We start from the raw sequence: 15,373 nt of genomic DNA, 5'->3' as shown, positions 1-15,373 counted from the left end.
CCCAACTCGGCGATTACTGAGGTTGACCAGGCACCTCATCCCCAACCTTCGCCCCCCCCACCAACCGCCTCGGTAACATCACCTGCTGTGGATAAGTCTGCGCGAAATGCACTGTTGGGCTGTTATCCACAAGCTTTTTCAAGCGCTGGTTGAACGCCCGGCTCACCGCATATTGCCCGCCCGATACGGTGCGGAACTGCGCCGTGAGCACCACGCCGTTGAGATCCATCCGGTCCACGCCGAACACGTCCAGCGGCCCTTGCAGGTTGAACTTGAGAAACGGGTCTTCCGAAATCGAACGGCCGGCTTCGCGGATCAGTTCGATGGCCTGGTCCACGTCGGTGTCGTAGGTGAACTGCACCGAGAAAAAGGCGAAGGCGAACTGCCGGGACTGATTGGTCACCGCCTTGATCTGGCCGAACGGCACCGAATGCACGAAACCCTTGCCGTCGCGCAGGCGCAGGGTGCGGATCGTCAGGCCTTCCACGGTGCCGGCGTGGCCGGAGTCGAGTACCACCCAATCACCAATGGACAGGGTGTCTTCGATGATAATGAACAACCCGGTAATCACGTCCTGCACCAGTTGCTGCGAACCGAAGCCGATCGCCAGCCCCACCACCCCGGCGCCCGCCAGCAACGGCGCGACATTGATACCCAGGTTGGCCATGGTGGTGATGGCGCAAATCACCACCAGGATGATTTTCGCCGCGTTGCGCAACAGCGGCAGGATGGTTTTGATCCGCGTGCTGGGCTGGCGTGCGCCGCGCTTGTTCAGCGGCGGTTTCAGGGCTTCCTGGATGGCCGTGTCAAGCACCACCCACATCAGCCAGGTCACCAGGAAAATCAGGCCGATGCGGCTCAGGGAATCGCTGATCGCCCTGCCCACGGCATTGCGCGAGGCGAACTCGAACAGCGAAATCCCCCAGATCCGGCCGAGGATTTCAATGAACGCCACCGCCATGACAATCCGCAACAACGCGTGCAGCAGGCTCAGCAACCGGCCTTTGTAGGCGCTGTTGCGCTGGATGGTTTCGGCCTTGGGCGACTTGAACACATGCTGGAGCACGGTGCTGAGGAACACCGTGGCAATCAGCAGGATGGTGGTGAACAGCGCGCAGCGCAGGGCTTTCTGGTTGTCTTCGCCGACGCCGATCAGGCTCACCGCCGACACTAGCACCATCAGCAGGATCGGCCAGTACCAGAGGCCGGAAAAGATCCGTAGCGACTCTTGCAGGGCCGGTTGCTTCAAACGTTGGGCCAGCGGCCGGTTGCGGATCAGGTGGGCCACCGGCCGGCGCATGCGAATCACCAGCCAGCCAAAGATCACCGAGGCCAGCAGCCCGGTGAACACCGCCACGCTGCTGGTGATGTTGCCACCCAGTTGCCGGGCAATCTGGGGACTGGTGAGCGCATCGCTCAAAGCCGCGAGGAAACCGATCAGGAACAGCGGTCGCGGGCTGAAATGGCGAATGATCGCCACCGCCCGGCGCTTGTGGCCGGCATTGAACATCACGATTACGCACAGCAGCACTGAGGTCGAGAAAACGCCGCTGCTGGTGGCATAGGCGAAGCACAGCGCCAGGGCGCGACCGACCGACACCTGCAGGAAGTGGCTGACATACAGGGTCAGCGGCAGGCCGACCAGCGCCGGCACGGTGTAGGGCAGCAGGTAACCGAGCAGGTCCACTACCCGCTGACGGGTGCGCAACCAACGACGCCGCCCCAGATGGCGTACCAGGAGCCGTGCGCCGGCCCAGATCAGCCCGAAGGCGCCCAGCCAGACGCCGGAGAGCAGCAGGAAATCCCCCGCCACACGCCAGGACGAGCGAGAAGTCTGGTCCACCAACCGGTCCACCTCGTCCGCCGCCCGATCCGCGCGCAAGCGCCAGGCATCGATCAGGCTCTGGTTGAGGTCGAGTTTTTCCTGGACGTCATCGATGCTCGAACTGATCGCCCCGAGCAAACCGCCCTGGACCAGGGGTTCGGGTTCGGCGGGCGCTTCACTGGGCGCGGGCGTGCCGGGAACGGCGGCGGCGCCATAGGCGATACCGCCGGTCAGCGCCAGCAAGACCAGCAGCAATACACGGCTCAATCGAGACAAAACGTGAGGCTCCTTGATGGGGATCGGTAAGGAACTGATCCATATCAAGCAGGCAAGTTCGCTCAAGGCCCATACAAACCCCTCGCCACAAGAACCCCACCGCTTTCACCACCGGGCACTTCGTCGAAACTTTCTGCGCTGCCCGACAGTCATCAGCAAGACACCGGCAGTACGAGGTCATCTGGCACGGGAGGGACACATGACGGCAATCCACATCGGCATTTCCGGTTGGCGATACACGCCTTGGCGGGGGGATTTCTACCCCAAGGGGCTGACCCAGAAGCGTGAATTGCAGTTCGCCTCACGAGCGGTCAATAGTATTGAAATCAACGGCTCGTTCTACGCCCTCCAACGTCCCGAACGCTATGCCCAGTGGTATGCCGAGACGCCACCGGGCTTCGTGTTCAGTGTCAAGGCGCCGCGTTTCATCACCCATATCAAGCGCCTGCGGGATATCCACAAGCCGTTGGCCAATTTCTTCGCGTCCGGAGTGCTGGAGCTCAAGGAAAAGCTCGGCGCCATCCTCTGGCAGTTTCCCCCAAGCTTCAAATTCGACCCCGAGCTGTTCGAGGACTTTCTCAAGCAGTTGCCCCATGACACCGTCAGTGCCGCCGCCCTGGCCCGGGAGCACGAGCCGCGCCTGGACGGCCACGCCAGCATCGAAACCGATAAGAAGCGCCCGCTGCGCCACGCGGTCGAGATCCGCCATGAAAGTTTCATCGACCCACATTTCGTCGCCCTGCTCAAGCGCTACGACATTGCGCTGGTGATCGCCGACACCGCCGGCAAGTGGCCTTATCGCGAAGACGTCACCAGCGATTTCGTCTATCTGCGCCTGCACGGTGCCGAAGAACTCTATGCCAGCGGCTACACCGACGAGGCGCTACAACGCTGGGGCGACCGGATCGAGGCCTGGAGCCACGGCAAGCAACCCGAAGACGCCCATCTGATTGACCCGAACAAGAAACCCAGAGCGCGCAAGAGCCGGGAAGTGTTCTGCTATTTCGACAACGACATCAAAGTCCGCGCGCCCTATGACGCACGGCACTTGCTGGAGCGCTTCGACCTGGACAAGGACCTCGCCACCACACCCGGCGAGCGTCCGGCCGAGGGAGTATTGCCATGAGCACGCCAGGCCCTACCGAAGCGACCCGCGACGCAACCACCGACGCCCCGCAGAACCTGGCGCACGACCTCGACCGGATCAGCCGCTTCACGGTCCTGACGGTCAATACCCATAAGGGTTTCACCGCCCTGAACCGGCGTTTCATCCTGCCGGAACTGCGCGAAGCGGTGCGCAGCGTGTCTGCCGACGTAGTGTTCCTGCAGGAAGTACACGGTGCCCACGAACATCACCCCCAGCGCTTCTCCAATTGGCCGAGCATGCCGCAGTACGAATTCCTCGCCGACAGTCTCTGGCCGCAATTCGCCTACGGGCGCAACGCCGTGTATCCGGCGGGCGACCACGGTAACGCGCTGCTGTCGAAGTTCCAGATCATTCGCCATGAGAACCTGGACGTCTCCATCAGCGGTCATGAGAACCGCGGCATGCTCCACAGCGTGTTGCGCCTGCCGGGTGGCGACGGTCCGCAGGTCCATGCCATTTGCGTGCACCTGGGATTGCGTGAGGGGCATCGTGTCGAGCAGCTGAAATTATTGTGCAAACGCTTGAGCGAACTGCCGCCCGAAGCGCCGGTGATTGTCGCCGGGGACTTCAATGATTGGCGTGGCAAGGCCAACGATCTGCTCGAACCCTGCGGCTTGCGAGAAGTCTTCGCCGAGCAATGGGGCAAGCCGGCCCGCAGCTTTCCGGCGCGCCTGCCGATCCTGCGCCTGGACCGTATCTATGTGCGCAATCTCAAGGCCCATCAGCCCAAGGTATTGAGCGTACGCCCCTGGTCGCACCTGTCCGACCATGCGCCGCTGTCGGTGGAGATCGAACTATGAGCGCGACGATGAACAAGGCGACGGTGGAGCAGGTCGAAACGCCGCCCACCGAGCGCGATCCGGCACTGGTGGACGTCGAATATGGTTGGCATGGCAATAACCGCGTCACCCTGCTGGAAAATGGCGAGGAATATTTCCCCCGGGTGTTCGAGGCTATCCGTCGAGCCGAAAATGAAATCCTCATCGAGACCTTCATCCTGTTCGAGGACAAGGTCGGCAACGAATTGCGCGACGTACTGGTGGATGCCGCCCAACGGGGCGTACGAGTCACCCTGAGCCTGGATGGCTTCGGTTGCGGGGAACTGACGCCGAACTTCCTGGCCTCGTTGAGCGATGCCGGTGTTCGCCTGCAGATGTTCGACCCCGCTCCCCTGCACCTGGGCATCCGCACCAACTGGTTCCGTCGGCTGCACCGTAAGGTGGTGGTGATTGATGGCGTGATCGCCTTCATCGGCGGGATCAATTTCTCCGCCGACCATCTGGGGGATTTCGGCCCCGAGGCCAAGCAGGACTATTCGGTGGAGATCAAGGGCCCGGCGGTGGTCGATATCCATCACTTCGCGTTGATGCAAAGCGGTCGTCCGGCCCGGGCCAAATATTGGTGGCAGCGGCGCCGCGGCCGGCGCAGCGAGCTGGCCTTCAGCGACCACGACGGCCAGGTGCGGCTGGTCTATCGCGATAACCACGAGCACCAGACCGACATCGAAGAGGTCTACCTGCAAGTACTGCGCAGCGCCAAACGGCGCGTGGTCATTGCCAATGCCTATTTCTTCCCTGGCTATCGGTTGCTGCGGGAAATCCGCAATGCGGCGCGGCGTGGCGTGGAGGTGCGGCTGATCCTGCAGGGCCAGCCGGACATGATGATCGCCAAGCTGGCGGCGCGGATGCTGTATGACTACCTGCTCAAGGCCGGCGTGACGATCTACGAATATTGCGAGCGGCCCCTGCATGGCAAGGTCGCACTGGTGGACGAAGACTGGAGTACCGTGGGTTCGAGCAACCTCGATCCCCTGAGTCTGTCACTGAACCTGGAAGCCAACGTGCTGATCCGCGATCGGGCCTTCAACCGCGAACTGTTCCAGCGCCTCGATCACCTGAGCCGCGAGCACTGCACCGTCATGCGCGCCAACCACGCTCCACGGGGCCTGCTCTGGCGCATGACCATCGGTTTCATGGTGTTCCACTTCCTGCGTCACTTCCCGGCCTGGGCCGGATGGTTGCCGGCCCATAAACCGCGCCTGAAACCTTTTTCGCCGCCGACGGCGGTTCGGAGCGAACCCCATGAACCACTCTGAGGCGCATACCGCGCCGAGCGACGCCCGCGTCCGGGACGAGAGCAAGCCCAAGTCACGCTGGAGCCGCTGGAAAAAACCGCTGACCCTGGCGTTCTTCCTGCTGCTGATCGTGCTGTTCACCACCCTGGCCCGGCGCATCGACTGGTCAGAGGTGTTCGATACACTGGCGGATTTCAAGGTACGGACCCTGATCATCGCCGCCACGCTGACCCTCGTCAGTTTCATCACTTATGCCTGCTTTGACCTGATCGGGCGCACCTACATCCGCCAGAAACTGGGTTGGCGGCAAATCTTGCCCGTAGGGGTAATCAGCTACGCCTTCAACCTCAACCTGAGCGCCTGGGTCGGTGGCATTGCCATGCGTTATCGGTTGTATTCCCGCCTGGGAGTGAGCAACGGCAATATCGCCAAGATCCTGGGCCTGAGCCTGGCCACCAACTGGTTCGGCTACATGACCCTGGCCGGGGCGGTATTCAGCAGCGGCCTGGTGACGATGCCGCCGGGCTGGAAACTGAGCAGCGATGCCTTGCAGGGCGTGGGCGCGCTGTTGCTGCTGGCGAGTGCCGGGTACCTGCTGGCTTGCCGGTTTTCCAAGCGTCGTGCCTGGACGATCCGCGGCATGGAAATCAACCTGCCCTCGCTGCGCATGGCGGTGCTGCAACTGCTCCTGGGCGCGCTGAACTGGTCGTTGATGGCGGCGGTGATCTTCACCCTGTTGCCCAGCAAACTGGAATATCCGGTGGTGCTCGGCGTATTGCTGATCAGCAGCATCGCCGGGGTCATCACCCATATTCCGGCGGGGCTCGGCGTACTGGAAGCGGTGTTCATCGCGCTGCTGCAACACGATGCGTCACGGGGCAGCCTGCTGGCGGGGTTGATTGCCTATCGAGCGATCTACTTCATCCTGCCGTTGCTGGTCACGGTGGTGATGTACCTGGTGATAGAGGCAAAGGCCAAGGCGTTGCGGATCAAGCCTGGGCTCAAGAAGCCCGAGCATTGATCATCGTCTGCCCCGGCGCCATCGCGAGCAGGCTCGCTCCCACAGGGGGAACGCGAGCCCATGTGGGAGCGAGCCTGCTCGCGATGGCGCCCGCATAGACAACAAAGTCTACCGCTCCTGAATGATGCTCAACCGCTCTCCCACCACCATTTCCGTGATCCAGTCCACCAGGATCGAGGTGTAGGCCTGCTGTGAGATGGGGTCGCTCAAGGCATGGTCGGCGCCATCGATGATTCGATGGGTCAACGAATGGGTCTGCTGGCACGCGGCACGGTAGCTCATGATGGTGGCATGGGGCACGTGATCGTCGGTTTCCGACTCCACCAACAGCACATCGCCGGTGAACTGCGAACAGGCGTGCAGTGCGCGGTTGGTGCTGGCGTGCACCAGCGTACTGCGATAATCCAGCAGGTCGCTCTTGTCCAAGTCACGCTTGGGCGTATGCCATTGCTCGTCGCGGTACAGCGCCGGCACCCGCAACGCCAGCCAACGTACCGGACGCAGCGAGGTCAGAATCGAGGCGAGGTAACCGCCGTAGCTGGTGCCGACCACTGCAATCGCCGACGTATCCAAGGCGGGATGAGCAAGCAGTCGGTCGTAGGCCGCCAGCAGATCCCGCAAGTTGTCTTCCCGCGTCACCCGGGACAGCGGAATACCCGCCCCACCGGTATGGCCGCGCAAGTCGAAGGTCAGACAGACGCAACCCAGGCCGGCAATGCCCTTGGCCCGTTCCAGGTCACGTTCCTGGCTGCCGCCCCAACCATGTACGAACAACACGCCAGGGACTTTCGACTTGGGGCTCAGGAACGTGCCGTTCATGTGCTCGTCGTCGATCTCTATCTGAATGGTTTCACTTCTAGCCGTCATGGGAATGAACCGTTACATATTTGAGTAGGAAATCACCGTTATGTGCCGGGCCGCGGTATACCTCCATGGCGCCGGGGGGCAACGGCTGGTCAATGTAGGTTTCCACCGAGGAAACGCGGATTACGCCGGTCGACGGTTCCTGGACGAATACTTGCAACGCCGCCAGTTCCGCACTGCTGGCTCCGCCCATGCGCCAGGATTGTTCCAGCACACCCCCACGGGGCTGGCCGCCAGCGTCGATGCCTTGGGCAATGTCGTAATTGCGCCGGGAAGCAAAGAATCCGGGATACGCCTGGTTGGCCGCATCGTCGAAGACTTGCGCGAGCCGCACCGCTTCGCGCATCTCATCGGGTAGCTCAAGCCTGAGTAACTCGATGTAGCCGCCCTGCACCACCAGCAGATCCGAACCGCCATACACTTCCAGCCCTTGGCTGTCCCGGGTCAGGTGCTGCACGCCGCAATAACTCAGGTTATTGCCATGGATAGAGCTCTGGCCGACGCTCTGGGTCCTGACCTCATCGAGGTTCTGCTCCAGTACCACACCGTCGCGGAACACGGCCTGGGCACCGGGATCAGCGGCGATCTCATCGAACTGCGCAAGGTTCTGGATCACCCGCTGGTCGCGCCCGGCACAGGCATGAATCGGCTTGAAGCGGATCGGCCCGGTATACAACAGATGCTCGGCAGCCTGACGTGCGTCCTTGAGTGAAAAAACACTCACGCCATCGAGCACCACGCTACGGGCGAGCTTGGCAAACAGCGGCGACCAGCCGATGGGTGCGACAGCATCCTTATTCGATAGACCGTGGGTAATGGCCTTGGTGCAGATGAAATCATGCTCGACGTAACCGCCCCACAGATCATCCGGCCCGGAGACACCCAGTTGCCGCGCAGCTTGCGGGCCGATCAGGGTTTGCGTGGGCAGCAGATACAGATCGCTTCCGGCATGCTGCTGGCTGTCATAGCTGCCGCCATATTCAATTCCCAGGATCTGCGCCAACCAACGGGCCAAGGCACGATTGGTTTCCACTTCATGGAGCGGCGCGTGAGGATTGACCGAATGGGCCACCACGGTTTTGTTGCGATTGACTGGCGTCATGCGTTGCCCTTTTACCTGCGCTCATGGCTGTGGATAAATGGGTGCAGAGATCAGGCCAACAGGTAATGCTGGGGCGAACGCTCAAGGAAACGGGCTGATTCCGGAAAGTGGATCAAATCGAGCCTGTTTCATTCTGCACGATCCGTGGCGGGCATCTCGCAAATTGCACGATGCCTTGAGTCTGCCATCACCTTGCGGCGAGCAACTACTGTTTCGAAACGCCTGGCGGACTCACCCCGAACTTCGTCCGGTAATCACTCGGCGCCAAACCGGTAATTTTCTTGAATGTCGCCCGGAAAGCGCCCGGGTCCTGGTAACCCACCTTCCAGGCAATGTGATCGATGGTGCCATTGGTGAATTCCAACATCTCCCGAGCCTTGCCGACCCGCAGGTGCTGGCAGTACTCGGTGGGCTTGAGCCCGGTGGCGCTGCGGAACCTGCGCAGGAAAGTGCGCTCTTCCAGGCCCGCCTGTTCGGCCATCGCGGCCAGGGAGACATCCACCGCGCCGCTGCCTTGCAACCAGTGTTGCACCTTGAGAATCGCTCCGTCGCCATGCGCGAGAATCGGCGCAAAATTGCTGCCGCACTCGCTGACGCTGTCACTGTGCTCGATGACCAGGAACCGCGCCGTGCGCGTCGCGATGCTGGGCCCCAGCAAGCGACTCACCAGCCGCAGCCCCAGCTCGGCCCAGGCCATCAGTCCAGCGGTGGTGATCAGGTCGCCGTCATCGACAATCGGTTTGTCGGCTTCGAGTTTGATCTTCGGATAACGTTCGGCGAAGTTCTTCGCCGACGTCCAGTGGGTGGTGGCGCTCCGCCCATCGAGCAGGCCGCTTTCAGCCAGCAGGATTGATCCCACGCACACTCCGCCCAACACGGTGCCGCCGGCATGCTGCGCCCGTAGCCAATTCATCAGTGCCTGGCAGACAAGCCCGTCGCTGAAACCGGCGATGGAAGGTGGGATCAACAACGCAACCAACCGACCCGCAGTGCCGGTTTCACTGTCGAACACCTGCTGCGGCACCTCGCCTTGCGCCGCCCGCCAATGGCTCACTCGCAGCCGCGGCAATTGTGCGCCGACCTGCTCGGCCGCGATCCGCTCCGCCACCGCAAACAGATCGGTCAAACCGTGCACCGCCGCCAGTTGTGCACCGGGGTAAATCAATATCCCCAGCTCGGCGACCGCCCTTTCCTGCGCCATTGTCAGTTTTCCCTCGCTTATTGTCGTTGCGGCCAATCCTCGAACCGGCGGCAAGAGCTGATACTGGCCCCACACACCTTATCGAGGAAGTCACCATGTCCAAGCAAGCGCTCATCGTAGTCGATATCCAGAATGACTACTTCCCCCAGGGGAAATGGCCACTGAGCGGTGTCGAAGCCGCCGCGGACAACGCCGCCCGGATGATCGCGGCCTTTCGCCAGGCCGGAAACCAGGTCGTGCACATCCGCCACGAGTTCACGTCCGCCGATGCACCCTTCTTCGCACCGGGCTCCGATGGCGCGAAGCTGCATCCCAAGGTGCTCAACCAGGCCGATGAACCGGTGGTGCTCAAGCACTTCGTCAATTCATTCCGCGAAACCGAACTGCAATCCTTGCTCGACCATCACGGCATCACCCAACTGGTCATCGTCGGCAGCATGAGCCACATGTGCATCGACGGTGTCGCCCGGGCAGCGGCGGACCTGGGCTACGAGGTCACGGTGATCCACGACGCCTGCGCGACCCTCGACCTGGAATTCAACGGCGTCGTCGTTCCAGCAGCCCAGGTCCACGCGGCCTTCATGGCGGCACTGGGGTTTGCTTATGCGGAGGTAGTGAGTACGGAGCAGTTTCTGGAGCAGGCGCAGCGTTAAGCTGCAAGCTGCAAGCTGCAAGCTGCAAACAAAAAACCGCGCTGGAAATCCAAGCGCGGTTTTTGTTTACAGCTGGTGGCTTGAAGCCCGAGGCTCCAAGCTGTTTTAGAACGGAATATCGTCATCAAAGCTGTCGAAATCCGGAGCCGGTTGCGGCGCGGCCTGTTGTGGGGCCGGGCGCTCGCGTTGTGGCTGTGGTGCCGATTGCGGGCGCGGTGCCTGCTGACGCGGAGCCGACTGCTGGTAATTGTTGCCACCCTGCTGCTGGTCACCCTGTGGACGACCGCCCAGCAGTTGCATGGTGCCCTGCATGTCGACCACGATTTCAGTGGTGTAACGCTTGATGCCGTCTTTTTCCCATTCACGCGTCTGCAGCTTGCCTTCGATGTACACCTGCGAACCCTTGCGCAGGTATTCGCCGGCGATCTCCGCCACTTTGCCGAACATCGACACGCGGTGCCATTCGGTCTTCTCGACTTTCTGGCCGGTCTGCTTGTCGGTCCACTGCTCGCTGGTCGCCAGACTCAGGTTGGTCACGGCGTTGCCGTTAGGCAGGTAGCGAACCTCGGGATCCTGGCCGCACGTGCCGACCAATATGACTTTGTTAACCCCACGGGCCATAACGTTCTCCTAGGCTTCGCACGCAGTCGGGGCCGGGTTGTTCACCAGGCGCTCGAGGCTCGCACGATCCAATAATTCGGTGTCCAGTTTGATATAAACGGCCGCTTCGTCGGCGACCACCACTGCATCGGTTACGCCAACGACGGCCCTGAGGCGCTCGACCAGGCCTGCTTCGCGAATGGCTTCGGGCGATAACGGCAAGCGCAGGCTCGTCACATACGGTGGTTCTCGCATGGTAACAGCAAAGACCAGCCAAAGTGCAGCCAGCGCGGCGCATCCCAGGAAGACAACCGACAAACCGCCATGCTGGAACAGCCAGCCACCGAGAATCCCGCCCAACGCCGAACCGAGGAACTGGCTGGTGGAATAAACCCCCATTGCCGTGCCCTTGCCGCCCGCCGGTGAAACCTTGCTGATCAGCGACGGCAGCGACGCCTCCAACAGATTGAACGCGGTGAAGAACACCACCGTGCCGATCACCAGGGCGCGCAGGCTGTCGCCGAACTGCCAGAAGAATAGCTCAGTGAGCATCAGCGTCACGACGGCGCCGAGCAGAACTCGTTTCATTTTGCGTCGCTTCTCGCCATAGATGATGAACGGGATCATGGCGAAGAACGAAATCAGCAGCGCAGTCAGGTAGACCCACCAGTGCTGCTCCTTGGGCAACCCGACCTTTTCCACCAGGGCCAATGGCAAGGCGACGAAACTGGACATCAGCATGGCGTGGAGCACGAAGATCCCCAGGTCCAGGCGCAGCAGGTCCGGGTGCTTGAGCGTCGGGATCAGCGCCTGGCGCGCCACGCCGGATTCACGGTGCTGCAGCGGCCCAGTGGAACGGGGCACCATGAACGCCACGATCAGGATACCCACCAGCGCCATGCCACCGGTGGCCAGGAACAGGCCCGACAAGCCGAAGGCACGGGTCAGCAAGGGGCCGACGACCATGGCGACGGCGAACGACAGGCCGATGGTCATGCCGATCATGGCCATGGCCTTGGTCCGATGCTGTTCGCGGGTCAGGTCCGAGAGCAAAGCCATGACGGCAGCGGAAATCGCCCCCGCGCCTTGCAGGATCCGTCCGGCAATCACGCCCCAGATCGAGTCGGCGTTGGCCGCCAGCACACTGCCGAGGGCAAAGACGATCAGCCCCAGGTAGATCACGGGACGTCGGCCAATGCGGTCGGAAATGATCCCGAACGGGATCTGGAAAATGGCCTGGGTCAGGCCATAAGCGCCAATCGCCAACCCGATCAGGGCCGGCGTCGCGCCCGCCAGGTCCATGCCATAGGTCGCCAGCACCGGCAACACCATGAACATGCCCAGCATACGGAAGGCGAACACCAGGGCCAGACCGCTTGCCGCCCGGGTCTCGCCGCCACTCATGCGCTCGCTGTGGGGATCGTGCATGGAAAAACCTCATCTGAACCGGCGGCGATTCTACCAGTCCCATCGATTGAGGGGGTATATCGCGACTGTTTGACGCGCAGTCTTCATGTATGGCTGCCATCGCACGCTCAATAGTGTTTATCCATCCAGTATTTGCCCGTATACTCCTACGTTTTCGACGCCCGCCGAGCGAGGCCATTTTGGACAAGATCCTGATTCGTGGGGCCCGCACCCACAACCTGAAGAACATCGACCTGACCCTGCCCCGGGACAAGCTGATCGTCATCACCGGCCTGTCCGGATCCGGCAAATCATCGCTGGCCTTCGATACCCTGTACGCCGAAGGCCAGCGACGCTATGTCGAATCGTTGTCGGCCTACGCCCGGCAGTTCCTGTCAATGATGGAAAAACCGGACGTCGACACCATCGAAGGCCTGTCGCCGGCGATCTCCATCGAACAGAAGTCCACCTCCCATAACCCCCGATCGACGGTCGGCACCATCACCGAGATCTACGACTACCTGCGCCTGCTGTATGCGCGGGTCGGCATTCCCCGCTGCCCCGACCACGACATTCCCCTGGAAGCCCAGACCGTCAGCCAGATGGTCGACCTGGTGCTGGCCCAGCCGGAAGGCAGCAAGTTAATGCTGCTCGCGCCGGTCATTCGCGAGCGCAAGGGCGAGCACCTGCTGGTGTTCGAAGAATTGCGGGCCCAGGGCTTCGTGCGGGCCCGGGTCAATGGCAAGCTCTGCGAACTCGACGAACTGCCGAAGCTGGACAAACAGAAGAAGCATTCGATCGATGTGGTGGTCGACCGCTTCAAGGTCCGGGCCGATCTGCAGCAGCGGCTGGCCGAATCCTTCGAGACCGCGCTGAAACTGGCTGACGGCATCGCTCTGGTGGCGCCGATGGACGACGAGCCCGGCGAGGAAATCATTTTCTCGGCACGTTTCGCCTGCCCGGTCTGCGGCCACGCCATCAGCGAGCTGGAACCCAAGCTGTTTTCCTTCAACAACCCGGCCGGTGCCTGCCCGACCTGCGATGGCCTGGGGGTCAAGCAGTTCTTCGACACCAAGCGCCTGGTCAACGGCGAACTGACCCTGGCCGAAGGCGCGATTCGCGGCTGGGACAGGCGCAATGTCTATTACTTCCAGATGCTCGGATCGTTGGCGGCCCATTACAAGTTTAGTCTGGACAAGCCCTTCAACGAACTGCCCGCCGACCAGCAGAAATACATCCTGCATGGCAGCGGTTCGCAGAACGTCGACTTCAAATACCTGAACGACCGAGGCGATATCGTCAAGCGCTCCCACCCGTTCGAAGGCATCGTGCCAAACCTCGAGCGGCGCTACCGCGAGACTGAATCGGCCAGCGTGCGCGAAGAACTGGCCAAGTTCCTCAGCACCCAGCCCTGCCCTGATTGCCGCGGTACCCGCCTGCGTCGCGAAGCACGGCATGTATGGGTCGGCGAGAAGACATTGCCGGCAGTGACCAACCTGCCGATCGGCGATGCCACCGATTACTTCGCCGGCTTGAAGCTCACCGGCCGCCGGGGCGAAATCGCCGACAAGATCCTCAAGGAAATCAGCGAGCGTCTGCAATTCCTGGTGAACGTCGGCCTGGATTACCTCACCCTCGACCGCAGCGCAGACACGTTGTCCGGCGGCGAAGCCCAGCGTATCCGCCTGGCGAGCCAGATCGGCGCCGGCCTGGTGGGAGTGATGTACATCCTCGACGAACCGTCCATTGGCCTGCACCAGCGGGACAACGACCGGCTGCTCGGCACCCTCAAGCACCTGCGGGACATCGGCAACACGGTGATCGTGGTCGAGCATGACGAAGACGCGATCCGCCTGGCTGATTACGTCGTGGACATCGGCCCGGGTGCCGGCGTGCATGGCGGGCATATCGTCGCCCAGGGCACCGCCGCCGAAGTCATGGCGCACCCCGACTCCCTGACCGGCAAATATCTGTCGGGGCGGGTGAAGATCAAGGTCCCGGCCAAACGAACGCCGCGCAACAAGAAGCTGTCGCTGACCCTCAAGGGCGCCCGCGGCAACAACTTGCGCAACGTCGACCTGGAAATCCCGATTGGTTTGCTGACCTGCGTCACCGGCGTGTCCGGCTCGGGCAAATCGACTCTGATCAACAATACTCTGTTCCCCCTCAGTGCCACGGCCCTGAACGGCGCGACGACCCTGGAAGCCGCCGCTCACGACAGCATCAAGGGCCTGGAACATCTGGACAAGGTCGTCGACATCGACCAGAGCCCGATCGGCCGTACACCGCGCTCCAACCCGGCGACCTACACCGGGTTGTTCACGCCGATCCGCGAGTTGTTCGCCGGCGTGCCGGAATCCCGCTCCCGGGGCTACGGTCCGGGACGGTTCTCGTTCAACGTCAAGGGTGGGCGCTGCGAAGCCTGCCAGGGCGACGGCCTGATCAAGGTGGAAATGCACTTCCTGCCGGACATCTACGTGCCTTGCGATGTGTGCAAGAGCAAGCGCTACAACCGCGAGACCCTTGAGATCAAATACAAGGGCAAGAACATCCATGAAACCCTCGAGATGACCATCGAGGAGGCCCGGGAGTTCTTCGACGCGGTGCCGGCCCTGGCGCGCAAGCTGCAGACGTTGATGGATGTCGGCCTGTCGTACATCAAGCTTGGCCAATCGGCGACGACGCTGTCCGGCGGCGAAGCCCAGCGGGTCAAGCTGTCCCGCGAGCTATCCAAGCGCGACACCGGCAAGACGCTGTACATCCTCGACGAGCCGACCACCGGCCTGCACTTTGCCGATATCCAGCAATTGCTCGACGTGCTGCATCGTCTCCGCGACCACGGCAACACCGTGGTGGTGATCGAACACAACCTGGACGTGATCAAGACCGCCGACTGGCTGGTAGACCTGGGACCGGAAGGCGGCTCCAAGGGCGGCCAGATCATCGCGGTGGGTACGCCTGAGCAAGTCGCCGGGATGAAGCAGTCCCACACAGGGCACTACCTGAAACCGTTGCTGGAGCGCGATCGGGACTGATCAATCCCAAGGCATGAAAAAGCCCCTGTCATCTGATCGATGGCAGGGGCTTTTGCTTTTCTGTGGGAGCGAGCCTGAACTGGCTTAATGATCCCGGACACCTCTTAAGGGCGATATGATTCGCCCCATCAGGAGGATCCATGCAAGAGCGAAAGACCTACACCCGCG

Annotated in this window: 12 protein-coding genes; 6 read left to right on the top strand and 6 right to left on the bottom strand. The window is 62.0% G+C overall.

From position 1 onward, the window contains the following. Positions 1 to 13: 13 nt before the first annotated feature. A complete protein-coding gene (locus FBY02_RS23710) occupies positions 14 to 2,101 on the bottom strand; it encodes a mechanosensitive ion channel family protein (protein WP_144930531.1) in 2,088 nt (695 codons plus the stop codon). Positions 2,102 to 2,300: 199 nt separating this feature from the next. Here FBY02_RS23710 and FBY02_RS23705 point away from each other — a divergent pair, with 199 nt between their 5' ends. The 4 genes from FBY02_RS23705 to FBY02_RS23690 are packed head-to-tail and all read left to right on the top strand — an operon-like array spanning position 2,301 to position 6,343. Beyond that, complete coding sequence (locus FBY02_RS23705; protein WP_144930530.1) at positions 2,301 to 3,227, top strand: DUF72 domain-containing protein; 927 nt, start codon at positions 2,301 to 2,303, stop codon at positions 3,225 to 3,227. Beyond that, the gene (locus tag FBY02_RS23700) at positions 3,224 to 4,048 is read left to right on the top strand and encodes an endonuclease/exonuclease/phosphatase family protein (RefSeq protein WP_256662555.1); all 825 of its coding nucleotides are present in this window, start codon (positions 3,224 to 3,226) and stop codon (positions 4,046 to 4,048) included. The genes FBY02_RS23705 and FBY02_RS23700 overlap by 4 nt, the downstream gene beginning before the upstream one ends. Beyond that, complete coding sequence (gene clsB, locus FBY02_RS23695) at positions 4,045 to 5,343, top strand: cardiolipin synthase ClsB (RefSeq protein ID WP_144930529.1); 1,299 nt, start codon at positions 4,045 to 4,047, stop codon at positions 5,341 to 5,343. The genes FBY02_RS23700 and clsB overlap by 4 nt, the downstream gene beginning before the upstream one ends. Then, positions 5,330 to 6,343, top strand: coding sequence for a lysylphosphatidylglycerol synthase domain-containing protein (locus FBY02_RS23690; protein ID WP_144930528.1), 1,014 nt, complete (start codon positions 5,330 to 5,332; stop codon positions 6,341 to 6,343). The genes clsB and FBY02_RS23690 overlap by 14 nt, the downstream gene beginning before the upstream one ends. A 108-nt stretch (positions 6,344 to 6,451) precedes the next feature. Here FBY02_RS23690 and FBY02_RS23685 read toward each other — a convergent pair whose 3' ends face one another. From FBY02_RS23685 to FBY02_RS23675, 3 genes are all read right to left on the bottom strand, one after another. Then, positions 6,452 to 7,210 carry a S9 family peptidase gene (locus FBY02_RS23685; RefSeq protein ID WP_144930527.1) on the bottom strand — a complete coding sequence of 253 codons (759 nt, stop codon included), beginning with the start codon at positions 7,208 to 7,210 and terminating at the stop codon, positions 6,452 to 6,454. Then, entirely contained in the window at positions 7,200 to 8,309 is a 1,110-nt protein-coding gene (locus tag FBY02_RS23680) for a DUF3182 family protein (protein ID WP_144930526.1), read from the bottom strand. The genes FBY02_RS23685 and FBY02_RS23680 overlap by 11 nt, the downstream gene beginning before the upstream one ends. 205 nt (positions 8,310 to 8,514) lie before the next feature. Beyond that, the gene (locus FBY02_RS23675; RefSeq protein WP_144930525.1) at positions 8,515 to 9,510 is read right to left on the bottom strand and encodes a GlxA family transcriptional regulator; all 996 of its coding nucleotides are present in this window, start codon (positions 9,508 to 9,510) and stop codon (positions 8,515 to 8,517) included. Between the two features lie 95 nt (positions 9,511 to 9,605). On the opposite strand from FBY02_RS23675, the gene FBY02_RS23670 reads away from it, so the two are divergent. Continuing rightward, on the top strand, positions 9,606 to 10,163 hold the full coding sequence (locus tag FBY02_RS23670) for a cysteine hydrolase family protein (protein ID WP_144930524.1): 558 nt from the start codon (positions 9,606 to 9,608) through the stop codon (positions 10,161 to 10,163). A gap of 105 nt (positions 10,164 to 10,268) precedes the next feature. Here FBY02_RS23670 and FBY02_RS23665 read toward each other — a convergent pair whose 3' ends face one another. Both FBY02_RS23665 and FBY02_RS23660 read right to left on the bottom strand, forming a co-directional pair. Next, positions 10,269 to 10,784, bottom strand: coding sequence for a single-stranded DNA-binding protein (locus FBY02_RS23665; RefSeq protein WP_024778338.1), 516 nt, complete (start codon positions 10,782 to 10,784; stop codon positions 10,269 to 10,271). Between the two features lie 9 nt (positions 10,785 to 10,793). Then, the gene (locus FBY02_RS23660) at positions 10,794 to 12,191 is read right to left on the bottom strand and encodes an MFS transporter (protein WP_144930523.1); all 1,398 of its coding nucleotides are present in this window, start codon (positions 12,189 to 12,191) and stop codon (positions 10,794 to 10,796) included. Between the two features lie 179 nt (positions 12,192 to 12,370). Here FBY02_RS23660 and uvrA point away from each other — a divergent pair, with 179 nt between their 5' ends. Further along, positions 12,371 to 15,205: an excinuclease ABC subunit UvrA gene (gene uvrA / locus FBY02_RS23655; protein ID WP_144930522.1), complete on the top strand. Its 2,835-nt coding sequence runs from the start codon at positions 12,371 to 12,373 to the stop codon at positions 15,203 to 15,205. The last annotated feature ends 168 nt before the right edge of the window (positions 15,206 to 15,373 follow it).

Origin of the sequence: Pseudomonas sp. SJZ078, assembly GCF_007828255.1 — a bacterium.
Classification (GTDB): Bacteria; Pseudomonadota; Gammaproteobacteria; order Pseudomonadales; family Pseudomonadaceae; genus Aquipseudomonas.
Note: the sequence above shows the minus strand (reverse complement) of the source record. Positions and strands in the feature narration are given on the sequence as shown.